The following is a 26,518-nucleotide window of genomic DNA, read 5'->3' as shown; positions in this document are numbered from 1 at the left end:
TTTAAAACATGTTAGGAATATTTGCGATCAATTCACGAGCATAATCAACTAATAAAGCTAGCATCCATCCACCAAAAGCAATTAAAGAAAACGCGGCAATGGCTAATTTCGGTATGAAAGTTAACGTCATTTCTTGGATTTGTGTAATCACTTGAAAAAAGCTGATGATTAATCCAACTAACATAGTAAGACCTAAAACAGGTGCCATCACTTTGATGGCAAGCCAAAGTAATTCGGATGATAAAGTGATGGCAAGTTCTTGAGTCATTAATTTAATCTCGATTGATTGGTGGTGGCAGGTTGTTGCTTTAACGCTTGTTTTTGTATCATTTGAGCTAATGACGGCTCGCCAGGTCGAAGAGGTTGGTCTAATACTTTTGCTAATATTTTTTGACCTACTTCCATTTTGCCTTTTAATGTTAGTAAAACTGATTGGCAGTAAATAGCACTGAAACACTGTTTATCTAACTTAAAAGCAATAGCACAATGTTTTTCTGCTAAATCAATTTGTGAGCGATACATATAGGCAGTTGCTAATCCACCATGGCCTTCTGCGAAGTTGTTTTCGATTTCTAGTGCTTGCTTAAAGGTGGATACTGCTTGATCAAAATTTTGAGTGTTGATGTAAGACCAAGCAAGAACTGCGATATATCCTAGGTTTGTTGGAGATAAATAAACGGCTTGGTTGAAGTTTTTAATGGCTTCAAGTGAGTTGCCATTTTGCATTAAGCAAAGACCTAATCCATTAAATGCACGACAGTCATTTTTATTTATAGATCTCATTTTTTCAAAATGTGATATTGCCTTAGCTGTTTCAAATTGCTCAATGCAATAGGTCCCCATAACTGAGAGAGCATCTAAGTTTTCAGGGGAGGTTTGTAATACCGAGTTTGCAACCTCAATTGCATGTTTGATTTGTCCGCTAGTGTATAAAATAACCGATTCAAACCCTTTCAAATAATCAGTTGGCTCTATGGATATTGCCTTATTGATATAATCGATTGCTTTTTCAAAATCACCTTTTGAATAAAAACAAGCGGCTAAGTACTTATTGCTGGATGCTTCTAAGTTTGTAATCTCCTGGAGTTTTTCAAACTCTGATATTGCATGATCAATTTCTTTATTGTAAAAAATTGCCACAGCCAGATTATGTTTGATTTCAACCGATATAGTATTCGTGTTAGTTAAGCTTTGTAAAATTTCTTTAGCTTCAGAGGCTGATCCATTAGAAATTAATACACTGGCTTTTCTAGATAAGGCAATTTCATGGTTTGGTTGATCTAATAAAAGATTATCTAATAACGATAAAGATTCAGTAAATTTACCATTTTCATGAAGCAATTGAGCAAGTGATAAAATAAGAATTTCATTAGTCGGGTCTTGGGCTAAATAGCCTTTGTATAATTCAATTTTATTCATACTAGGCTCGTTTCTCTATTCATAATTTGTTGGTAAATTGGATGATTGGGCTCACAGCGTTGTTTAGCAATTTGAATCAATTCTAAAGCTTTTGATTTATTGCCTTGTGCTTCTTCAATAAATGAAAAATAAAAATGAGTCGTGAAATCTTTTTCGTAACTTAAAATAGGTAACCAATATTGTTTAGCTTGGTCTAAGTTATTCTGTTGAAAGTGGGTCATGCCTATTTGAAATCGTGCTAAATGATTGTCAGCGTTAATCATTAAAATCTTTTCTAAATACTCTCGTGCAGTATCAAACAATTGCAGGCTTGAATACACACTTGATAAAAGCCCTAAAAATATTTCATTGTTTTTTGCGATATTTTCGTTTTCAATATTTTTTAGCGTATTTAACGCAGATTCAAATTGCTCGGTACTTAATTCGTTCATTGCAATTTTAATAGTTTGCTTAAAATCATGTTCATTTAACACAGTCTTTAATCTCCGAGATTAATGTTTGTAACGTTTTAGATTGTGATTTTAAAGCGTCATAAATACTTTGGTTCATATCCGAATATCTACTGTGATCAATTATGGTTTCACCTAACGCTTGGATTAACACAACCTTTATAAATTTTTTAACCGTTTGTTCTGGGTCAAGATCTTGTTGATCGATAAATTCCGCTTTTAACAATGACTCTAAAGAGACCTTTAGCTTGACCTTATTTGGCTGATCGGATTTTTTTTTAGCGACTTTCTCATTTATTGTTTTCGTTACTTGAGAAAGTGCTTGGTATTTATCGATTTTCATTATGAAAAGTATTTACTTAAATGTGCCGGGGTGATTGATTCTGATGCGGCGTTATCAGACATTTCACTTTCTACATTATTGTCTGTTTTATTAGTTTCTAAATTATTGATCAATTTTTGTATGTCAGTGTTCAAATCTGGTAATAGTAGGTTGTTGGTCATACCGGTTTGAAAGTGTGTTTTTGCTTCAGAAAGGTTGTTTTCACTTAGTTGAATAAAACCACGAGAAAAATGGTTGAGAAATGTTTCCTGTTCACTATTTGCAATCTGTTGAAATTCATCGACTGATTGTGTTTGATGTGAGTGGTTCCAATACATTAATGCTAATTGGAATCGAGCTAAATGGAACTCAGGGTCAGCATCTAAGCAGTGTAAATAATCTTTTTGTGCTTGCTCATATAGTCCAATATCACTTTGAACACTGGCCAATATAAATCGAATGATGTTGTTTTCGGGAAATGAAATGACTGCCCGTTTACCTAAAGAAAGCGCGCTTTCTAAATCCTGTTTTTTTAAATGAAACTTTAGAAGTGCTATCGATTCTGCTTCGTTAAAGACTAGATCCGTCATATATAATCACTTAATACTTTTATAGTAATGTCAGGCGGTTATTATATCGTATAAGCTGATTAAGTAAAAGTTACAGCCTTGCCCAGCATGAAATGAATCTAGTCTGGACATGAAGAGTCTCACAAAGATGGTAGGAAAAATAATTGTGATATTAATTGTTGCTGATTTAGGCGAAGTATAACTAAGGTTGTGTGCGAGTCGTTTTGTTAATTGAGTTTATATCAGCAAAGTTTGAAATAACTTAGGATGGATCGGTTCCAGATTTTTACTCCTGAAAAGTGCTGGTAAGATATAGATTGATGGGTTTTAGGCGCTGGTTAGATTGGGAAAATACAGATAATTTAAAAGTTACCTGAGTTACTTAATTATTTGAAATTGGTCCACCCTAGAGGATTCGAACCTCTCTCTAGCCCTTCGGAGGGGCTTATTTTATCCAAATAAACTAAGGGTGGATTGAATTTATTATATGGGGTTTGGTTGTTTTATCAAAGGCTAAAATTAAACTTTTACCATGTGGTCAAAAAACACTCAATTTTCATTTAAAAACTATTGATTAATTGTGCTTTGGCACAAATCTGTCACAATCTTGTCACAAATTTTTTATTGCTAAAATTGTCATCGATTTTAAATTATTTGAAATTCATTAATATGCTGTATATGTAGTGTATTTTTATTTAGTGTTCGATTATTCTAATAAATCGAAGTTTTATGAATTGTACCCTCCGAAGGGTGTGAGAGAGGTTCGAATCCTCTAGGGTGGACCATCAATATCCCAGCCACTTTTGTCGGCTCGCTATTCTCGATGGTTTTTCAGTCGGGAATTCAGCGATTTTGATCTAAAGCTAATCAACAATGAAAGTGAATCTCCCTTTTTGATTCAGCCTTTTTGTTCCATCAGCGCAAAAACACTAATTTTTAAGGCATATTTAAACTATTACGATATTATTGGATTTCGAACTTCTGACTACGACTTTTACTGTTATCGAGTGATTATGCTAAGTTTAACTGACAAATACATTAACCCGTTTACCGATTTTGGTTTCAAAAAATTATTTGGCGAAGAGTCTAGCAAAGAAGCGTTAATAGACTTCTTGAATACACTATTACAGGGTGAGGAATCAGAAATTGTCAGTTTAACATTCATCAATAATGAACAATTAGGCGAGAGCATTGTTGATCGTCGGGCCATTTTCGATTTGTATTGCGAAAATCAAGAAGGCGAGAAATTCATTGTCGAATTACAAAAATCCAAACAGAATTTTTTCAAAGAGCGAAGCTTATATTACTCAACATTCCCAATTCGCGAACAAGCGTTAAAGGGCGATTGGAATTATAATTTAAAGGCAGTTTATACCATTGGGATTTTAGATTTTGTATTTGATGAGGATAAAAATAGTCCTGATAAATATTTCTATAAAGTAAAATTAAAAGACATAGATACAAATGAAATATTCTACGATAAATTAACCTTTATCTATTTAGAAATGCCAAAGTTTTCAAAAACAATTGACGAATTAGAAACGCATTTTGATCGTTGTTTATACGTACTAAGAAATCTTGAAAAATTGGATCAATATCCAAATAAACTACAAGAGAAGATATTTAAAGAATTTTTCAAAAAAGCAGAGATTGCACAGCTAGAGCCAGAGGCAAAACAGTCTTATGAAAATAGTTTGAAATATTATAGAGATTTAAATAACGTAATTGATACTGCATTTGATGATGGTTTAGAGCAAGGAGAGCTAAATACTCAAATTAAAACCGTGTTAGCTTTACATCAAAGCGGTTCAAGTATTGAATTTATTCAAGAAATTACTGGTCTTGAAATTAAAAAAATAATGTCTTAGAAATTGATATGCACTATTTTATAAAAAATGATTTAAAACTAAATCAAACCGTTATCAAAAAAACAAGATTAATAATGTCGAAAGAAATAACTAAATATCTAAATGAGTCGATTCGGGGAGATTTTCAAGAATCGTTTAAAAAAGCACTAGATAGAGACAGATCTGAGTTTGCAACTGAAATGTCCTATGAAAACAGTTTAAAGTACTACCGTGATTTAAATAACGTAATTGATACTGCATTTGATGATGGTTTAGAGCAGGGCTTAGAGCAGGGGCTAGAGCAGGGTGAATACAATAATCAAATTAAAACAGCATTAGCATTGCATCAAAGCGGCTCAAGTGTTGAATTTATTCAAGAAATTACTGGGCTAGGTAGTGATCAAATAAACAAATTAATTAAAAATGCCTAAAAACCTTTAGAAACATGATTCATCGTCACCGATCCCAAAACAAGACTCAAAACAGACACCCACTTTGGCTTATTCTCATTATAAATTCCGACCCTGTAAGTTCAAAGATCCCAAAACAAAGATCCCAAAACAGACACCAAACAAAGATCCCAAAACAGACACCCACTTTTGCTTACTACCACAATAAATCTCGACCCTGTAAGTTCGGGATTTATTCCGAAAAAACAAACCTCAATCTGTAGGTTCGGGATTTATTCCGAAAAACTAACAAAATCATTCAAAAAACAAAATTTGTAAAAACCCTCGGAATGAATCCCGAGCCTACAGTGTTGAAAACTACGACTCAAAACAGACACCCACTTTTGCTTATTTTCACTATAAATTCCGACCATGTAAGTTCGGGATTTATTCCGAAAAACTAACAAAATCATTCAAAAAAACAAAATTTGTAAAAACCCTCGGAATGAATTCCGAGCCTACAATATAGGAAGGCTCAAAACAGACACGCACTTTTGCTTACTCCCACTATAAATTCCGACCCTGTAAGTTCGGGATTTATTCCGAAAAAACAAACCTTAATCTGTAGGTTCGGGATTTATTCCGAAAAACTAACAAAAACATTCAAAAAACAAAATTAGTAAAAACCCTCGGAATGAATCCCGAGCCTACAGTGTTGAAAACGATCGTTCCGGATTCATCGTCACGACTCAAAACAGACGACCCAAAACAGACAGACGACTCAAAACACGACTCAAAACACGACTCAAAACACGACTCAAAACAGACACCCACTTTTGCTTATTTGAAAACGGACCCAAAACAGACACCCACTTTTGCTTATTTGAAAAAACTATCAAAATCATTTAAAAAACCAATTTGTATAACCCTCACGAAAAATCCAGCCCGCTGCCAATTTATTCAGCCATTTAATATCCTTTCCATTTTGTTATGCCTTTTTCTACCAAATAGCGTTATAAAAATGGCTCAATGTCTCTGTTTGCAATTGTAAATTCCAGTTACAAAAAACTCATCTGAAATCAAGAAAATGACACTTTTTTACTGTATCGGATGTTCTAAATCTGATATTGTTTCGAGCTGTTTAGTTTGTTGAATTGGTTGATTTTGCGAGTAAGTGCTTGCTTACGTATCGGCCTTGTTACCATCAGTTTGTGAGGGAATCATGAAGCTACCATTATTTAAAAAGTCATTGTTTGAAGTGGTCAAATTTGGAACATGTTTAGAGTTGTTGGAGTCTGAAAATAGTATGAAGTCAAAAATATCTCAGCTATTAAGTGTCAAAACTTTAACTTCTTCTGCGTTAATTGCTGTGTTGGCGTTGGGTACGGTGTCTTGTACCAAGGCAGGAGACAAAGACGATGACGGCGATGGCGTCAAAAATTCCCAAGACGCGTTTCCAAAAGATAAGCTTGAATGGCTTGATACAGACAACGATGGCACAGGCGATAATGCCGATTTAGACGACGATGGCGATGGCATTTCCGATTTAATCGAAATCGAATTAGAGTTTGATCCGCTAGATTCAGCCAGCACTCCCCTTGATACCGATGCCGATGGGATTCCTGATGTGCAAGATTTAGATAAAGATGGCGATTCAGTTGATGATGAAAACGATGCATTTCCACTAGACGCCACAGAATCATCAGATTTTGATGGCGACGGCACAGGTGATAACGCCGATTTGGATGACGATAATGACGGATATTCAGATTTAGTAGAAACCGAGGCCATGTCCGATCCGTTTGATGATCAAAGTAAACCGGTTGATACAGATTTGGACGGTGATCCTGATTTTTCAGATTTAGACGACGATAACGACCGTTACACCGATGCCGATGAAATCGATAACGGCACTGACCCGCTAGATAAATTCAGCAAACCGTTAGATACCGACAAAGATTATGTGTCGAATTTAAATGACGACGACGATGATAATGATGGTGTGTTGGATGGGGATGATGCGTTTGTGTTTTTAGTGGGTGAATGGCTTGATTCTGATTTAGATGGAGTGGGTGATAATTCTGATCATTACCCTACAGATGCAGATTGTTGGAGTGATGCCGATGGGGATGATGCCGACAGCGATTCAATGGATGGCTGTGATCAAGTTGAGCTGGGAATTAATCAAATTAGTGCCTCTCAATTACAAGGGCATAATGGTTTTGTTGTTGAGGGTGAAGGTGCTATTTCAGTAGTTGGACAATATCTATCCGGGCTTGGTGATATTAATAAAGATGGTTTTGATGATTATGCTTTTCCAGCTGCTGGTCAAACTGAAGATGGAGATACATTTAAAGGTCAAGTTTATGTGTTTTTTGGGTCAGCAACAAAAAATAAAGCTAATTTAAATTTTTCAATAGATGATGAGTTAGATGGAATTAATGGGTTTGAGATTAGGGGCTTAAATGCAGGTGACAAATTAGGTGTTAATATCTCGGAATTAAATGACATTAACTCTGATGGCATAGATGATTTTATGGTGTCTGATGATATAGGTAACACTTATGTGATTTTCGGACATCAAGAGAGTTGGGATGCGAGTTTTGATTTGAGTACTGTTAATGGAGAGAAGGGTTTTCAAATAAAAGGAATTGTTGACGAAGACCAATATACGGCAGGCCTAGGAGATATTAATGGAGATGGTATTGATGATTTTGGGTACTCCGTTGGCTATACCGCGTATTTGTTTTTTGGTCGCGATGAAGCTTGGCCCGATATGATTGATTTAACCGATACTGAAAATTTATCTAATTATGCTCAGACAATTGATTTGGTGTATGAGTTAAGTGGTGCTGGTGATATTAATGGTGATGGTATCAACGAAGTAATGTTTGCTAACAGGGTTTTAGGGACTCAAGTAGGCTTAGTAAGTGTTTTATTTGGCCGAAATAATTTAGAAACTGAAACTATAGATTTAAATGCTTTGGATGGTACAAATGGGTTTTCAATGACTGGTGAGTTAGAAAATGACTTGATAGGAAACCGTCTATCACATGCCGATATCAATAATGATGGTCTGAGCGATTTACTTCTAGGTTACGGTGGGGAAAGCTCAAGCAGAATTGGTCGAGCATATTTGATTTTTGGAAAGTCAGCCTCATGGGATGCCACTGTAGATCTTTCAAGTTTAGATGGAATTAATGGTTTGGTTTTACTTGGGCAAAGCACTGGGGATTATTTTGGTCGAGATGTAACGGGTTTAGGTGATTTTAATGGTGATGGCATTGATGATGTATTAATTGGTGCACAGCAAAGCTCTGTAAATTCAATAGATTTAGTAGGCCGTGCGTATGTATTGTATGGTAAAGAACAAGTTTGGCCTGCAAGTATGAATCTTTTCGAAATGACTGCTGAAGAAGGTTTAATTATAGATGGTGAAGAAGAAAATGATCATTTTGGACAAAACGTAGATTATGTAGGGGATGTAAATGGTGATGGCATCAATGATCTAATTACTGGTACTAACTGGCCAGATCCAAATGGGTTTAGTCGAGCAGGTAAAGCGTATTTGATTTATGGGTTTCAGCAATTCAAACCAGCAGAATAAATTTAATGAAATATAAGATCCTCGAGTCATGCTCGAGGACGAAGGTAGAAAAAATCGCAAATGTTTAAAGGGATTTTCCCTGCGATTAATATGCAAAGACGCAACAAATTAATTTAATTTTTCAAAGTGAAAAATTAAAAATTATTTTAAGAGATGTAAAAAAATGAAATTAAGACAGTTAAATAAAGCAAAGAATTCTAAACAAACTAACATCCAGAATTCTAAAAGGAATGAGAGCTTACCATTGATGGTAAAACGACACGCACTTAATAGTGCGTTGTTAGCCTCTTTAAAACAACCTGTCTTAATATTGGGAGCGGCGGCATCTATGATGTCGGGTGTTGCAATCGCAGGGCCAAGTGGTGGAGTGGTCACCAATGGTGGTGCGACGATTACCCAAAGCCAAAACCATACTCAAATTAACCAAAGCACGAACAAAGCGGTTGTCCAGTGGGACAGCTTTAACGTGGGTGCCAATGAGTCGGTGCAGTTTATTCAACCCAGCTCGGGCTCGGTGATTTTAAACCAGATTAACGATCAAAACCCTTCGCAAATTTTCGGGCAAATTGATGCGAACGGTACGGTGTTTTTAACCAATCAGCATGGTGTGGTATTTGGTGAAACCGCTCAGGTGAACGTAGCCAATATTGTGGCTACCAGCATGAATGTGAATGCCAATGATTTCATGCAGGGTGATTATAACTTAGAGCATACTGCTGAAAGTAAAGGCTTAGGCGGTATGGTGGTCAACCATGGTTTAATCAACGCGGCATCCGGCGGCTCGGTCAATTTGGTTGCAGACGGTGTTGATAACCAAGGAGTGATCATTGCGAACTATGGCTCGGTGAACTTAGCCTCGGGTGAAAAAGTCGTGGTGGATTTTGATGGCAGCAACTTAATCAAATTTGAAGTCTCTGGTGAAGTGTTACAAAACTCAATTGCGACCATTGATGAACATGGCGAAGTGCAAAAAGGCACGGCCATTAACAACAGCGGCACCATCTCTACCCAAGGTGGGCAGGTGTTATTGCAAGGTAATGTCGCACAAGACATTTTTGATCGCTCTGTGAATAACGACGGCGTGATTTCAGCAGGGCGTATGGAAAACATCGGTGGGGTGATTCACCTAAGTGGTATTGGTATTGTTGAAAATAGCGGTGCCGTGAATGTAGACGGTTTAACTGCAACTGACACTGGTGGACAGGTGCAAATATTAGGTGACACCGTTTTAATTACTGAGTCTGCAACCATAGATGCAAGTGGTGCAGTAGGTGGGGGTGAAATTTTAATAGGGGGAGACTTTCAAGGTTCAAACTCTGAAATTAAAAACGCAACCAATACTTATGTAAGTAGTGATTCTGTAATATCAGCAGATGCTACCCAAAGCGGTAATGGCGGTAAAGTTATTGTATGGGCAGACCAAACCACTATATATGACGGTGATATTTCAGCTCAAGGTGGTTCTGAGTCGGGAGATGGTGGCTTTGTTGAAGTGTCGGGTAAACAGAATTTAGCTTTTTATGGTGGTGTATCGACTGATGCTGTCAATGGTAAAAAAGGTGAATTGTTATTAGACCCAGATACTATTGCTATAGAACATAATGTTATTGGAGGGGGGGACCCACTTGATCCAAATGATGATGTTGACATTGCTGAAATTATTTTAAGCTATGGTGATTCAGACTTTACTATTTCAGATGCAAAAATAAACGACTTACTATTGTCTTCATCTGTTTCGTTTGCTGCGACAACTTCTATCACTGTTGGTGACTCACTTGGTGCTGAAGTTGTTGTTAATGGTGGAGTTGATAATGATTTTACCCTGATATCAAATCAAATTAATATTGAAAACTCTAAAATTAATTTAAGCGGAACGGGCTCTGTTAATTTACAAACATCAGCGGGTGGCACAGATGCAGGTACGATCAATCTAGGTGCTGGTACAAATATTACCACTGCAAATGGAAGCATCAATATCCATAAAAATGGTAGTTTATCTGGCGATGGTTCAACCACTGAAAGTTTTACTGAAACAGGAAATACCACAGTTAATATTGCGAGTACCGTTGCTTTAACTTCTTCTGGAACAGGTGAGATCAACTTAGGTAATGTTCGTTTCGCAAACGCAACTGATCAATTGACATTATCCGGTAATACAACCGGGGAAATCACAGCTGATAGTTTTGGTAATGACAGTACTGAAGGTGTCTTGAAATTATTAACAAATGCAGATGTGAATGGCGCAATCAATATCGGAAAATTAGAGGTTGATCATGCAAGTGGTTTAACAACTAACTCAACCATTACTGCCGGAGCAACCTATCTAAATGGTAATTTAACGTCAACTAATGGCGCTTTAAATTTGGGTGCTGTTGATTTGCAAGCAGATCTTACAATTTCTTCTAATAGTACGATTACAACAGGTGCAGTGACTTTAGATAAAGACCTTACTTTATCATCAAGTAATAATATCTTGGGTGATATGACAGTATCAGGCTCAAATACATTAACTTCAGGCACAGGCACATTAAGTGCTAATAAAATAGATTTGGATAATGGAGCGACACTCACAATTGACTCAACCCAATCAGGAAAAATCACAGTAACAAACGGTATTAATAAAACAGGTGATGGTTCTGATGGTAATAAAGAGACACTTTTAATTGAAAGCTCTTCAAGAGCAAGTGCTTTAGAAATTGATGCATTAATTAATGTAGATACGTTAACGGTTGCAGATGATCAAGGTGTGAACCTTACAGGCAATAAAACCATTACTTCAGGGGTTACAAATTTATCTGGTGATTACACTGCAACGGGTACTTCTACATTGGGCGATGTCACAGTCAATTCATCGCTAACATTAAATAATAATACCCATGCTTTAAATACAAACAAAATTGATTTAACTAATAATACAACCCTAATAATTTCTAACTCTCATTCGGGAGCAATTACAGCAACGCAAGGTATTAATAAAGCGTCAAGCGGTAATGGTACTGAAACGTTAACCATCCAAAATAATTCAAACGTTAGTAATGCACTTTCAATCACTGGCGCTATTAATGTTGAAACATTCAACCAAAATGAAGAATCTGGTGTAACAGGTTTAACATCTGTCACGGCCAATGCAACCAGTTTGTCAGGTAATTTAACGGCAACAGGTGGGTTGTCGTTGGGTGCTTTGACAGTAAATGCTGCATCAGTAATAGACTCTGGTTCAACATTAACGGCTACAACTGCGACTCTAAATCAAAATTTAACATTAAAAGACGATATTACATTTACTGGTTTGGTGAGGGTTGCTGGTAATAGCACGTTAAGTGCTGGTGGGAATACAATAAAGGCTAATGGCATCACTATTAATGATGATGTCACATTAACGATTGATAGCAGTCAAACTGGAGAAGTTACTGTCACAAACGGAATTAAAAAAACAACGACAAATACGGGTACAAATAAAGGTGCTTTGTCTATCACATCAAATGACACATTGAGCATTGTTGGAAATATTGATGTAGGTTCATTGACTGTTGATGATGGTGATGGTGATACCACTATTGACGGCATTAATGTAACAAGCAGTGTTACTGCAGGTTCAACAACTTTGAAAGGTAAGATAGTTGCTGGGGGGGCTGCTAATTTAGGCGTGGTTTCTGTTACTGATAATAGTTTGTTAGATACTGGAACAAATGCGATTCTTGCGACCAGCATAGCAATAACAGATGCTAAAGAATTAACCATTGGCGCAAATCAAACAGGTGAAATTACATCTGGAAGCATTAAAAACACCACAGTTTCTAACGGGACTGGTATTTTAACCATACAGAATAATTCAGTAACCAGTAATCAAAACGCGTTAAAAATTAATTCTAGTATCTCAGTTGGTACGTTAAATCAAAATAATACTAAAGGATTGAAAGTTACTGGTACTAATAATACGGTGTCTGCAACTAATACAAATTTAACGGGTAATTTAACTACTAGTGGCAGTCAAAATTTGGGTGCGGTAGGTTTAAATGCAGACGTGACTTTAGACTCTACAGGTACTGATATTACTTTAGGTGCAGTTGATGCAAATGGCACTGGCACTACAGCTCGTGATTTAACAGTTGATGCTGGTGCTGACGGTGTTGTTACGTTGGGTGCGATAACAGATGCTGATGTTGTAACTGTGACAGGTAAAAGTTTAACTCTAAATGGAAGTGTGACTAGCTCTGGTGCGCAGGATTATTCAGCATCTGGGGATGTGACCATAGGATCAACTGTAACGTTAACGACAAGTGATGATGCAGTGTCACTTGGCAGTTTAAATTTAGGTGGTCATTCTTTAAGTATTCAAAGTGGGACAGGGTTAATTGATTTTACTGGTGCAGTAGGAACTACGGAGTCCGGTCAAAGTTTAACGTTAAATAACTTTACTGAAATTACATCAATTAGTGGTAATTTAACATTTGGTAGTTTTACTGGGTCACGTACTGATAAGACCTCAGATGCTGAAAAATTTATAGTCAACGATACCCTTAAATTTAATTATGGATTTGGGACGCTAACTTTTGAAGAAAATTTAGCTTTTAATAATAATTCATACTTAACAGTCGTCAATGAAGGAAATGATATTACATTTAATGGTTACATCATCATTGATGTTGATGATGACAATGGCAACTTAGATTTAACTACTGGTTCAGGTTTGATGTCGTTTAATAACTTGATTGGTGTTGGTGACGGTAATAATGAAAATCCATTAATGTTTACAAAATTAAATGGGTTAACAGTGACAACAGCATATACAAATGCTGGGAATGGGAATCAAATATATGATTTGATTATTCCTGATTCAGTATTAAGTACTGATTTAAATATCAGTTTTTCAACAAAATTTGTTGAAATCGGTACAACTAAAACATCGAGAATAGTAACGAGTGGTCTTTCGGATAATTCTCAAGACTTAGAATTAAGAAACGTAAGCTTTGCCGCTGATAATATTGAAATTGGTGGGGACGTTACTAATTTAAATTCATTTGAATTAAATGGAACAAGTTCAGTTAAAAATGTGACGACAGTTTCAAGCCAAAAATATACAGGTATTACTACTGTTTATGGCGATTTAGCTATTACTGGAGCAACACAAACCGTTACAGATGGCGGAGGGTTGAATGCTGAAAACCTTGAGTTTCTGCACATTAAAACCCAAGCGGATGCGGATAGTGGCTTTTTTAGTAATAAAAATGTTGGTGATCAAGTTGCTTCAATTAGTAATGTTAATGTTACTAATTCAGTAGATGGTAATGTAATAAATATCGGTTCTTTAAATACAGTTAATAACAACAATATTTATCAACAAGTAGTCATTAATGCTATTGATTCTGAAGGTGTTGCATCAGGTTCTATCGCAATCGGCAATGCCCTAGTGGGTAAATTAACTTTAACTGCTGATTCTGCTTATTTAGGGAAGACTGGAGTTATAAGTACCCGTGGTGATCAAAATTATGCTGCTGTAGATACTACATATTTACAAGGGACAACTTATACAATTGACTCGGATGCAGAAGGGGATGATGCATTTATAGCAAATAATATTGTTGTAACGGACGGAGTTAAAGCGACTTTTAATGTAGGTACCAAAGTAAACGAACAAGTAACGACAAAAGGGAAGTATACAGCAACTATTACTGGTGAAATTTCAGGTGAATTTAAATCTACTTCAAATACGGATGAGAGTGCAAATTCAGATGAATCAATAACCTTTGATACTAATGGAGAGGCCATTGTTTTAACATCAACAAACTTTGACGAGAATTCGTTAGATACTGTTAATTCACTTAAAAATGGAGATAAAGAAAAACTTTCAACAATTACTATAAATGGAATGGTTGGGAGCGGCGTTTCTACTATTGTTGATAGCGAGACGGTGAATGAATTGAATTTTTCATCGGGCGTTTTATCTTCAAACTTAGGTTTAACCTATCTAGGTGGTGACATAACTTTTGCAGGCACTACTTTTAATGCAGTAAATTCAAATAATCTAACTCTTGATACAAATAGTGGTACTGCTACTGGAAAAATCACATTTGATAATCAATTAGTTAATGCAAATATTGGCGAAATTAATTTAAATGGATTGGATGTCACTTTTAATGTTGATGGAGTAGATGATGGTAATGTTGACAATGACGGTGATTTAGTATTTGTTACAACAACTATCGATAATAACTTAAACGTTGAATTCTCTGGGCAAGATGTTTCTTTCATTTCGGCACTTCAAATAAAAGACGGAAAAACTTTGTCAGTGTCATCTGATCAGGCTGTTAATTTTGCTTCTGTGACTGGGGATGCAACAACTAACGCTAAGGAATCTTTAAATGTCACTTCTACTGGTGGAGCAATAACTTTTACTGGTGAAGTATCTAATCTAGATACGGTTTCGATTGATGCGGGTTTTAACAAAGTTACGTTTGGCAATTTAGTTTCGAGTATTACAAATTTTGATGTTAATGGAATTAATATAGAAGAAACAAATAACCAAATAGATATTGATAGTACCAGTTTGACAGCAGACCAAGATTTAAACTTAGCCTATTTAACTGGTGGAGGTAGTTCTAAAACTATAAATCTTAACGGTCTTTTAAATGATAGTTCAGTTGATATAAATTTAACTGCTGATACTATCGATATAGATTCAGAAACTGCAACGCTAAATACCTTAACCTTAGATGCAACTTCTGCAAATATAAAATCTGTTACAACCACTTATGATCAGGATTATTCAAAGGTAACAACTTTAACAACTTTAACAACTAATGGAACGGCGCCTTTAACTACTTTATCTTCAACATCAGGAAATATTTCTGCTGGGAGCATTTCGGCAGCTGGTCAAGATTTACAATTAACTGCAAATACAACTAATGGAATAATCACTATTGGTAATATTGGTAGTGATGCTGATTTAAATTCTTTAACAGTGACTGCAAATTCTTTATTTCTTGGTGATGTAAACACATCAGGAGCACAAGATTATTCAGCAGTAAATACCTTAACTTTGAATGGTTCATTAAATTCATCAAGTACGGGCGACATTACTTTTAGTTCAACAACTGATGATAAAATTATAATTGCCGAAGCTACAACGGCTTCTATCACTAATTCTGATGGGGGTATTTCTTTAAATAATGTTGAAGGTGTAGATGGTAATGATGCAGAGTCATTAACATTATCAGCAGGTGCTTCGAATATTTCTATAAATAATTTAAATTATAGTAGTACTGGATTATCGACAATCATTATTAATGATATTACTGCTGATTTAGATGCCTCAGGTAATTTAATTTTTAGGGATAAAGTAAATGAAGAAGCGAATCAGGTTTTAACTGTTAGCAATTTAAATTTAACTTATAACAATCATAATATTACTTTTGAAGAAAATGTTCTAATTGCAGAAGATGGAAATTTAACTGTTTCCACTGGAGAAAACTCAGCGGGAAATATTACATTTTCAGGTGATATTTCTGAAAAAGCGACTAATTATGATGATGTAATAGATAATGAAGCAACTCCCGTTTATGGTGCTGAGGACGAAATAGTATCCATTCAAACAGGCTCAGGCACTATCAATTTAGGTGGGGCAATAAATGGAATTGAAGATTTAACTTTAAATGGATTAAGTGGTTCTGCTGACGGTGGGGATATTACTTTTTCAGATACTAATAATTCAGATCTATATAACGACACAATCGTAATTGATAACACTTTAAATTTAAATTCGGCAGGGCAAAATTTCATTTTTGAAAATGATGTTGCATTAGCTGAAGGAGTCACATTGTCATTAAATTCCGTTCTTAGTGGTGGTGTGACAGATGGCGATATTCAGTTTAAAGGTTCTGTTTTAAGTTTATCTGAAGTAAGTGAATTAGATAGTATTGTTGACACTTCAGATGGATCGGGTGCTGGTGCTGGTACAGAGCATCTAAACTTGACGGCAGGTACGGGTAGTGTTTATTTTAAAGATGGAGATTTCACTTTACAACCAACAGATACTTATCAATCAGTATCTTTAGATTCGCTAACTGTTTCAGGTGCAAGTGCTGAACTGGGTCAGGTGACTACAACAGGTGCACAAGATTATTCAGCTGTTAATTTACTGGCTTTAAATAATTCATTGGAAGTAAGTGCAGCTGGTGATATTACAATTGGTGATGGTGCGGGTACTGAAAAAGTAACGGTTAATACTACTGGACATTCAATTACTGCAAATAATGGTAATATTACGATTCACTCTGAATTACAAGGTTCTGCAGGAACGGAATCATTAGAAATTACAGCAAATGATGCTGATGGTGTGTTGTCAAATATTGCTTTAAATGATGCTGTATCAAACTTAGTTTCATTCACATTGGATGCAGATTCAGCAACTTTAAATTCTGTAACAACCACTGGTGCGCAAGATTACTCGGCTGTGACTCAAACTACATTAAATGGTGATTTACATTCAACCACCTCTGGTTCAATTACCTTTGGTCGCGAAGCAAGTACAGCTCCTGTATTAAGTGCAGTTGCTGGCAATGTTGTAGTGGATGAAAATATTTCTATTACCACTCAAAGTGGTGCAGTGAATGTATTAGGTACTGTGACAGGTAATGGTGATAATGAAACGTTATCAATAATTGCTAAGGGGAATGCTATTGAAATTGACGGTACTGTTTCTTCATTAGGCGGCTTAACGCTTACAGGTAATACCGCTTCATTAAACTCAGTATCCACTTCAGGTGCTCAAAATTATTCAGGTGTTGGCACAACGACTTTAAATGGAGATTTAACAGCTACATCAGGTGATATTACATTTGGTCGTGAAGCTGGGACAAATATTACAAAAGTCGATGGGAATGTAAAAATTGCTGAAACGGGTAATGATACAGATGTTTCAATTAATTCAGCTGCAGGTGCGATTGTAATCAACGGCACATTGCAGGGTAGTTTGGCAGCAAACAATACAGAGAGTGTTTTGTTAACTTCAACGAATACTACGGTTAAAGGTGAGGTTACAAAATTAGAGAGTTTGACGACTAGTGGCGGCAACGTTAGTTTAAATACTGTGACGACTTCTGGCCTACAAAATTACTCTGGAATAGCAACATTAAATGGTGCGTTAAGTGGTTCGAGTTTGAGCTTTGCTGAAATTAATTTATTAACTAACGAGGCATTATCGGCGACAGGTACAAGTATCACAATTACGGGTGGTGTGACAGGTAATGGAAATACATTTGATGTAGATGCTAATACTTTTGTTTCGATAACAGGTGCAGTAGAAGATATTTCATCCATTGATGTTGATGCTAAAACAACGGCAATACTTGGTGCGATTACAAGTACTGGCAGTCAAGATTATTCAGGTGTTGGTACAACGACTTTGACTGGGGATTTAACAGCTACATCAGGTGATATTACATTTGGTCGTGAAGCTGGGACAAATATTACAAAAGTCGATGGGAATGTAAAAATTGCTGAAACAACTAAAACCACAGATGTTTCAATTAATTCAGCTGCAGGTGCGATTGTAATCAACGGCACATTGCAGGGTAGTTTGGCGGCAAACAATACAGAGAGTGTTTTGTTAACTTCAACGAATACTACGGTTAAAGGTGAGGTTACAAAATTAGAGAGTTTGACGACTAGTGGCGGCAACGTCAGTTTAAATACTGTGACGACTTCTGGCCTACAAAATTACTCTGGAATAGCAACATTAAATGGTGCGTTAAGTGGTTCGAGTTTGAGCTTTGCTGAAATTAATTTATTAACTAACGAGGCATTATCGGCGACAGGTACAAGTATCATAATTACGGGTGGTGTGACAGGTAATGGAAATACATTCGATGTAGATGCTAATACTTTTGTTTCGATAACAGGTGCAGTGGAAGATATTTCATCCATTGATGTTGATGCTAAAACAACGGCAACACTTGGAGCGATTACAAGTGCTGGCAGTCAAGATTATTCAGGTGTTGGTACAACGACTTTAAATGGAGATTTAACAGCTACATCAGGTGATATTACATTTGGTCGTGAAGCTGGGGCAAATATTACAAAAGTCGATGGGAATGTAAAAATTGCTGAAACGGGTAATGATACAGATGTGTCAATTAATTCAGCTGCAGGTGCGATTGTAATCAACGGCACATTGCAGGGTAGTTTGGCAGCAAACAATACAGAGAGTGTTTTGTTAACTTCAACGAATACTACGGTTAAAGGTGAGGTTACAAAATTAGAGAGTTTGACGACTAGTGGCGGCAACGTTAGTTTAAATACTGTGACGACTTCTGGCCTACAAAATTACTCTGGAATAGCAACATTAAATGGTGCGTTAAGTGGTTCGAGTTTGAGCTTTGCTGAAATTAATTTATTAACTAACGAGGCATTATCGGCGACAGGTACAAGTATCACAATTACGGGTGGTGTGACAGGTAATGGAAATACATTTGATGTAGATGCTAATACTTTTGTTTCGATAACAGGTGCAGTAGAAGATATTTCATCCATTGATGTTGATGCTAAAACAACGGCAATACTTGGTGCGATTACAAGTACTGGCAGTCAAGATTATTCAGGTGTTGGTACAACGACTTTGACTGGGGATTTAACAGCTACATCAGGTGATATTACATTTGGTCGTGAAGCTGGGACAAATATTACAAAAGTCGATGGGAATGTAAAAATTGCTGAAACAACTAAAACCACAGATGTTTCAATTAATTCAGCTGCAGGTGCGATTGTAATCAACGGCACATTGCAGGGTAGTTTGGCAGCAAACAATACAGAGAGTGTTTTGTTAACTTCAACGAATACTACGGTTAAAGGTGAGGTTACAAAATTAGAGAGTTTGACGACTAGTGGCGACAACGTCAGTTTAAATACTGTGACGACTTCTGGCCTACAAAATTACTCTGGAATAGCAACATTAAATGGTGCGTTAAGTGGTTCGAGTTTGAGCTTTGCTGAAATTAATTTATTAACTAACGAGGCATTATCGGCGACAGGTACAAGTATCATAATTACGGGTGGTGTGACAGGTAATGGAAATACATTTGATGTAGATGCTAATACTTTTGTTTCGATAACAGGTGAAGTGACTAACGTAAATACTGTTGATATTGATGCAGGTACGACAGCAGCCATAGGTTCGGTGACAAGTACAGGTGAACAAAATTATTTAGATGTTATTGGGATAACAACTGTAAATGGAAATTTAACCGCTGGCAGTGCGATTAATTTAAATAAATTAACTATTGGGTCACCAGCAAACGGGGCATCAGCAAACTTGGTTCTTGATGCTACTGGTGGTAGTGGCAATATCTCAATTAATTCTGTCGTTGGCTCTGCTGGTGATACCTTAACTCTTCAAGCTGGTTCTGGCACGATTTCTTTTAAAGATGCTAATGGCGGCGTAACTGGGGTAGATACTTTAGCGATACAAGGTACGGTAACTTCTGATTTTAATAATGATTTTACAACTGTAAATGTCATTGGGTCAGCCACTTTTAATTCTTCAAATAATTTATCATTTACAAATGTAAATTTAGATGCGAATGAATCGTTAATTTTAGGTCAAACAAATAATACTCAAAATATTCAAATCGAAACATTAAACGCAGCTAATGATTCAGATTCATTGACTCTACATGGTCAGTATATTGGTACTGGTGATTTGGGTGGTGTGGGTACAATTTCATTAGGTCAAGCAAGTTCAATCATTACTAAAAATGAAGCCATATCAATCAACAATTTAGAATTATTAACAAATTCTGATGCTTTAATTCAGATTAACCCTGCAGATAATGATCAAACAACTGCTGAATCGATTACCATTTCTGGAACAGTTACTGGCCAAGACACTACTAATAACAACGCTGAGCATTTAACCCTTACTGCTCTAGGCGGTTCTGTGAAGATTGATAAGGCGGTAGATAAATTAGAATCTTTGACGATCACTGCAAATACCATTGGATTAACTTCTGTTAATACAACGGGTGATCAAACTTATTCGGATGGATTAGAAGGAGGCAGTAAAAGTACCACAACTGTTTCGACTGAGTTAATTTCTACATCAGGGAATATTAAACTTGAAAATCTAAAAGTTGGCGATACTAGTAGCGGAACAGACGTTGTTATTCAAACATCTTTGAGTTTAATTAGTGACTATACAGGAGGCTCTAATGAAGGTGATGATGGATATGTGAAGCCAGAATTGCGAGAGTTGATTTTAGATCCTGCTGGAGATATTCTGATTGACGGGACAATTACTGGACTGGCTACTTTAGTTCCAAATCCAAATGCAAGTGGCACTAACCTTACAATTAAATCTTCAGGAGATGTGACTGTAAGCGAAGATATTATTAATATTAATGAATTGATAATTGCATCGGGTGGAAGATTAAAAATAAATAATACAGATAATGTTAATGACGTTTCAATTATCGCTGACCAATTTTTTATTGACCAAAGTACGGAGCTATCTCCAGGGAAAATTAACTCAACCAATATAATTATTGGTAATGAGTATAATGATGAATTAATAGAAATAACTTCTAGTACGGTTGATATAGATGGTAATCAAAAATTAGAAATTATAGGTAATATTGAAATAATGGACGGCACCGATGTTTTATTTGGTGATAATACCGGTACAAATAAAAACACGAATATTTCGATTATTGGTACATTAGCTGGAAAAGATGGTGGTGATGATGAATCAATTACATTTGTCGCTGGCTTAGGTGATGTTGTTATTAAAAATAAAGATGGGCAGGCTCTAACAGCTATTAATAATATTGAAAATATCAATGTTATTTCAGCTAATAGTTTTGAGACTATTGCTATTGATAATGCTAAAAATGTTGTGATTGAATCTGATTCAGTCGATCTTCAAACTGTAACAGCGACTGGAGAAATCAACTTAACAAAAGTAACCAATACAATTTTGAATGGAGATTTATCCGCAGCAAATATTAATTTAAATACAATTGATGGTGCTGGTGCATTAAGTTTAACTACAACTGCAACAGGGGCTGTAAACATTGATGGTAATGTTATTAATTTAGACTCCCTAACTATTTCAGCAAATACCGCTTCATTAAAATCTGTAACAACCACAGGTAATCAAGATTACTCAGATGTTACAACCACAACTTTAAATGGTGATTTATCGGCATCAAATGGTAATGTGACTTTTAATGAACTAAGTATTGCTGGAGAAAGTTCAATAACTGCTTCAGATGCAAGTAATACTGAATCAAATGATATTGGTTTAATTAGTTTTAATGGTTCAGTTGGCTCCGGAACTGGTACTCAATCATTAGAGGTAACTGCTCAAGAAGAAATTCGGGCAAATGATTTATCTGGCGTGGATTTAATTTTAAATAGTAATTTAACAGCGGTGAATGGTGATTTAACCTTAGGGAAAACCACTGTTAAAAAAAGCGTCACAATCTCAGCTGGAACCAATGCTTTAAACATTGGTGACACCGATATTCAAGGTTCAAACACATTAACCTTAGGTAAAAGTTCGAAAACGACCGTGTCAGGTGTTGTTACAACAACTGATGGATTAGGTGATGCAGGGACTGGAAATTTAGTGATTAATTCCACCGGTTCAGTTGATTTTGAAGCTGCAGTGGCGGTTAACGATTTAACCGTTACTAACTCAGGTGGAGTGGAGTTTTCAAAGTCTGTAACTGCTAATGATGTAGTAGTTAATGCGACTAATGATGCTAAATCTATTGCATTCTTAAATGGATTAACAGCCACTTCATTTGCAACAAACTTAACTTCTGAATATGAAAATTTCTCTATAGTGTTTGGAGATGGTACAAATATTATTAATGCTACGACACTTACTAATACTGGCGGTGTAACAATAAATGGTACAGCCAACTTTATAAATGGTTTAACTCATATTACGGGCAATACAGAAATTGCAGGTACGTTACAGTCTGGATCACAAAATATCACATTGGGTACAGTTACTTTAGCTGGTCCTTCAAGTATTTCTGCTTCAGAATCAGGTAAACAAATAACTATTGCTGGCGTTAACGCTCACTTAGGTGACGTGACTGATTCTCATGAATTGACATTAACGGCTTCTCAAATAAATAGCTCAAGCGATATTGTAGTGGGTGGAGATTTAACAGTTTCAGGAAATTTAGATTTTGCGACTGCTACAGCTGATAATGTTGACAATATTGTTTCAAAAACTGGAAAGCTAAGTTTAGGTAATATCATAAATGCAGAGCATTTGATGATAAGTGCTAATAATGGTGTATCACTTAGCGGTAATGCTAATTTGTCTTCTACAGATTTAACAATAGAAAATGTAAATGAAGATATCGTAATTGGAACCAGTATTTCTTCATCTTATATCGACATTAAAAATGAAAAAGGTAGGTTGATTATAAATGACGATGTACAAATTATTGCAAATCAAAATGCAAGTGATTTAGCCGACAAAGAAATAATCCGACAAGTAAAAATTAACGAAGGTGGCGAAGAATTTGATGAGGTTCTTTTCTCAGAATATTATTTTACTGAAATTACAGAAAATGATGGTGAAAGTCGAATTAATATTGAAGCAACAGATTTGGATTTGAACGGTGTAATTCGTGCTGATTTTGTCACATTGACTGCAACAAATGAAAATAAATTAATTTTCCAATCTCATAATTTATATGGGGCAACCGTAAGTGAAACTGATGGTGTATATTCCGTAAATGCACCACTAAATGATGATGCAATTGATGATGCATTCAAATTCACTTTTTCTGAATTTGATAAAATTAATTCATTCACAAGTAATCAAAATATTAATTTGCATCTTAAAGCCGACGATCTTGTTTATGTTGCAGGTGATTTTGCTTCTCTATCAGACAGTAAAGCATTGGATTTAAATTTATTTTTAAATATTAGTGATTTAGATAATGATAATGATGGTGGGCAGGTCTTTATTGGTAGTACTGTTGAATCCATTTATTATATTGAAGATGATGTTATGAAAACAGATGCAGCTGTGACTGGTACTGAATATCAATCATCGGTTTTAGGTGAAAATAATATTGTATTGAATTCAAGTTTTGATCATTTATTTAAATATAAACAAGGTGACTTGATTGTAGATAATTTACATGTTGGTTATTCTGGAGAAGATTTCCTTAAATTAAATCCAAATACTGAAAAAACAATTAGTGAAACTTACGTTATTGGTAATGTAACTACTGATAATGATCTATCTCTTAATTCTGATAAACAATATTTAAGTCAATCGCCATTTGTTAATGGTGTGACAAGTGTAGAATCAAAATTAGTTGCGAATGGTAGTTTGTCTTTTAATACTACCGAAGCGGTTATTATTGAAAATGATTTAACCTTACAGTCAAAAAATGATTTGAACCTTTCACAGTTTAATATCATTGGTGATGTTACTAAACCAAGTAAAGATAAGAATGTTATTATTATCGCTGGTGGTGATGTGACTTTAGGTAAAGTTGGTGGAAGTGAAATTAACGAAGCAGTCACTTCGCTAAGAGTTATTATTACAACTGACGATATTCATACTGATGATAATAAGAATATATTAGATGAAGGCAAAATTTTAAAAGCAGCCACTTCAGGGGATGTAATTTTAACTCAAGATATTTACACTTCGGGTGCAGTCAATTTTGATAAGACTACTTCTTTAAAAGTCAGAGAAAGTGATGTATCAATTAATGCACAGAATGTAATTATTAATGAATTAAATACTGTAAATTCATTAAATGTGAATTCTGATTCTGTTGAATATAATGAGCTAAATGTAAATGCTAATAAATTTACAGTAAATGCGGATTTGAACTTTAATAATATAGGCAGCGACCTTAACCTTAAGGTGAATGAGTTTGATTTGGACGGTAAATTTACTACTTTAAATATAGGGTCAACTTCTATTGAGGGTGAATTATTCCAGATTGAAGGTGATTTTGAAGCTAATGCATTAAAAGCTAATTTGAAGTTTGATTCAGATACTACAATTATTAAAGGGAATGTAAATGCAAGTGATTTATTAACTCTTGATTTTTCAACAACCAATTTAATAATTAATGGTGGAATTAAAATACCTGCAGCAACGTCTGTAAATGTAAATTCTGAAAATATTTATTTATCAGGAAACTTTGCTGCAACAAGCGCGGTTATGAGTTTTAACAATGATATAGTTCTAATGAATGATGTTACTTTTAATGTAAATAAGTTAAATCTACCTTCAAATATTAAAGATATTAATTTAATTGATGATACAGAATTTAAAAATATAGTGGATGATCAATTCATTGTTAGTAATGAATCAATTGACTTGGATCTAATTAATGTTGGTGTGATTGGTTTGTCATCGACAACTGAAATAAATTTAGATCAAGGTGATATTAGATTTAATTCAGCTACAGATCAATTTAATAATTCAAATGTTGAAGTTAATGAAAATGCACAGAATAATTTGAAACTTTCAACGAATGGTTCGGTAACATTAGGTGAAAATATTGGGTTTGCTGGTGAAATAAAATCATTATCAGTAGAGAGCAGTAAACTGAATTTATTTGGTAATATTTCAACCTCCAGTAGTTTAACACTTAGTGCTGATGAAATAATTAATGGCCAAAACATAGCACTTACATTAGATTCCTCAAGGTTATCACTTGGTGGTAAGTTTATAACTGATTCGGATATTGGTAGTTATGATCTTACTTTATCTGAAAATGTGAATGCTTATAGTGATTTAGATTTATCAGATGTTAAAGTCAGTTCATTAAGCAACTCAGGTCTAAAATTCAATAGTGCTTATATTTGGGTCGATGAATCAGGTGAAACTCAAAAAAATACAAATACTATCATCCTCGGCAACGTCAGCGCAGACTACCTAACCTTTGAAGGTGTCTACACTTTTGATGGAGACATCACGTCAACAGGCTCTAAAGGTATGTCGTTTAATTCAATTAATGGTGAGTTATCGTCAGATGTGACATTTAAGTCTTACGAATCATCAACAGGTGTGGGTGGTGATGTATTGTTGAGTAACTCTTTAATTAATACATACGAATATGACTTAACCATTATTGGTAAAAGCGTCACGATGAATGAATCCTATAAAGATGGTTCAGTGATTCAATCAGGTGGCGGTAATATTGAAGTGAATGCTTTAAATGGTGACATTAAATTAACTGAAATCGATAACCCTTATGGTAATGTTGTTTTAAATAGTTCAGGTACGGTCATCGCATCTGACACTGTATTTACAGGCAATACCATTAATGATTCGATTGTGGTAACGGGTGAGAAGTTAACAATTAATTCTTCTGGTGTGGGTGTCAGTGCAAGTAATCCGTTAGTGGTCAGTATTGAAAACGGCATTACGTTAAATGTTGATGCACCCATTGCTTATATTGATAACTTAACCCAAACCAATATTGTAAGCTCCCCTGGTTTAACAGTGATTGATCCACGTAAAGACCGTATTGAAACTACTGACACTGCAAATACTTTATCAACGATCAGTTTTGATCAAGCCGATGATGAGGATTCTGTAGATTCAAAAGATTCAAGTAAAGTCTATGCACCAGGTGTTAATTCTAATGACATGGATATTGACGGTAACTATACGATTGCCTCATTAGTACCAACTGTACCGACATTAATTAAAACCGATGGCGGTTGGATTTTCTCTCATGGTCAATTTAATGTTCAAGATGACGATGAAGAAGATGAAGTAGAAACCCATATCCGTAAACGCAAAAAGAAAGAAGGCAATTCACAAAAAGTTGAGTGGTTTTTAGAAAACCCATTAAGCTCACTTTAATTGCCGTAAACAATGCGCTAGATTCTTAAGAATTTAGCGCATTTTTTTTGAAT

At 35.3% G+C, this 26,518-nt stretch carries 9 protein-coding genes and 1 tRNA gene; 4 read left to right on the top strand and 6 right to left on the bottom strand.

Going from position 1 to position 26,518, the window contains the following annotated elements; genetic code table 11:
- Position 1 precedes the first annotated feature (1 nt).
- The 6 genes from fliQ to TYM08_RS14285 form a co-directional block, all read right to left on the bottom strand.
- Positions 2-268, bottom strand: a complete 267-nt coding sequence (fliQ, locus tag TYM08_RS14310) for a flagellar biosynthesis protein FliQ (RefSeq protein ID WP_422379828.1) — start codon at positions 266-268, stop codon at positions 2-4.
- Complete coding sequence (locus tag TYM08_RS14305) at positions 268-1,419, bottom strand: tetratricopeptide repeat protein (RefSeq protein WP_422379827.1); 1,152 nt, start codon at positions 1,417-1,419, stop codon at positions 268-270. The genes fliQ and TYM08_RS14305 overlap by 1 nt, the downstream gene beginning before the upstream one ends.
- Positions 1,416-1,892 carry a tetratricopeptide repeat protein gene (locus TYM08_RS14300; protein ID WP_422379826.1) on the bottom strand — a complete coding sequence of 159 codons (477 nt, stop codon included), beginning with the start codon at positions 1,890-1,892 and terminating at the stop codon, positions 1,416-1,418. Before TYM08_RS14300 ends, TYM08_RS14305 begins: the two co-directional genes overlap by 4 nt.
- Positions 1,882-2,211 carry a hypothetical protein gene (locus tag TYM08_RS14295; RefSeq protein ID WP_422379825.1) on the bottom strand — a complete coding sequence of 110 codons (330 nt, stop codon included), beginning with the start codon at positions 2,209-2,211 and terminating at the stop codon, positions 1,882-1,884. The genes TYM08_RS14300 and TYM08_RS14295 overlap by 11 nt, the downstream gene beginning before the upstream one ends.
- Positions 2,211-2,780: a hypothetical protein gene (locus TYM08_RS14290; RefSeq protein WP_422379824.1), complete on the bottom strand. Its 570-nt coding sequence runs from the start codon at positions 2,778-2,780 to the stop codon at positions 2,211-2,213. Before TYM08_RS14290 ends, TYM08_RS14295 begins: the two co-directional genes overlap by 1 nt.
- Positions 2,781-3,156: 376 nt before the next feature.
- A tRNA-Arg gene (locus TYM08_RS14285) sits at positions 3,157-3,232 on the bottom strand.
- 540 nt (positions 3,233-3,772) lie between these two features.
- Between TYM08_RS14285 and TYM08_RS14280 the strand changes: the two genes are divergently transcribed.
- From TYM08_RS14280 to TYM08_RS14265, 4 genes are all read left to right on the top strand, one after another.
- Positions 3,773-4,627 (top strand): Rpn family recombination-promoting nuclease/putative transposase, encoded by an 855-nt coding sequence (locus TYM08_RS14280; protein ID WP_422379823.1) that lies wholly within the window; start codon positions 3,773-3,775, stop codon positions 4,625-4,627.
- Between the two features lie 74 nt (positions 4,628-4,701).
- Positions 4,702-5,037: a hypothetical protein gene (locus TYM08_RS14275; RefSeq protein ID WP_422379822.1), complete on the top strand. Its 336-nt coding sequence runs from the start codon at positions 4,702-4,704 to the stop codon at positions 5,035-5,037.
- A 1,180-nt stretch (positions 5,038-6,217) separates the two neighbouring features.
- Complete coding sequence (locus tag TYM08_RS14270) at positions 6,218-8,602, top strand: integrin alpha (protein WP_422379821.1); 2,385 nt, start codon at positions 6,218-6,220, stop codon at positions 8,600-8,602.
- A gap of 163 nt (positions 8,603-8,765) precedes the next feature.
- Positions 8,766-26,465 (top strand): filamentous hemagglutinin N-terminal domain-containing protein, encoded by a 17,700-nt coding sequence (locus TYM08_RS14265; RefSeq protein ID WP_422379820.1) that lies wholly within the window; start codon positions 8,766-8,768, stop codon positions 26,463-26,465.
- Positions 26,466-26,518 lie beyond the last annotated feature (53 nt).

It is taken from the genome of Marinicellulosiphila megalodicopiae (assembly GCF_045862395.1).
Classification (GTDB): domain Bacteria; phylum Pseudomonadota; class Gammaproteobacteria; order Pseudomonadales; family Natronospirillaceae; genus Marinicellulosiphila; species Marinicellulosiphila megalodicopiae.
Note: the sequence above shows the minus strand (reverse complement) of the source record. Positions and strands in the feature narration are given on the sequence as shown.

Coding starts and splice junctions, on each gene's coding strand:
- TYM08_RS14295 (WP_422379825.1), bottom strand. CDS start 2,211: ATGAAAATCGATAAATACCAAGCACTTTCTCAAGTAACGAAAACAATA.
- TYM08_RS14290 (WP_422379824.1), bottom strand. CDS start 2,780: ATGACGGATCTAGTCTTTAACGAAGCAGAATCGATAGCACTTCTAAAG.
- TYM08_RS14270 (WP_422379821.1), top strand. CDS start 6,218: ATGAAGCTACCATTATTTAAAAAGTCATTGTTTGAAGTGGTCAAATTT.
- TYM08_RS14275 (WP_422379822.1), top strand. CDS start 4,702: ATGTCGAAAGAAATAACTAAATATCTAAATGAGTCGATTCGGGGAGAT.
- TYM08_RS14265 (WP_422379820.1), top strand. CDS start 8,766: ATGAAATTAAGACAGTTAAATAAAGCAAAGAATTCTAAACAAACTAAC.
- fliQ (WP_422379828.1), bottom strand. CDS start 268: ATGACTCAAGAACTTGCCATCACTTTATCATCCGAATTACTTTGGCTT.
- TYM08_RS14305 (WP_422379827.1), bottom strand. CDS start 1,419: ATGAATAAAATTGAATTATACAAAGGCTATTTAGCCCAAGACCCGACT.
- TYM08_RS14280 (WP_422379823.1), top strand. CDS start 3,773: ATGCTAAGTTTAACTGACAAATACATTAACCCGTTTACCGATTTTGGT.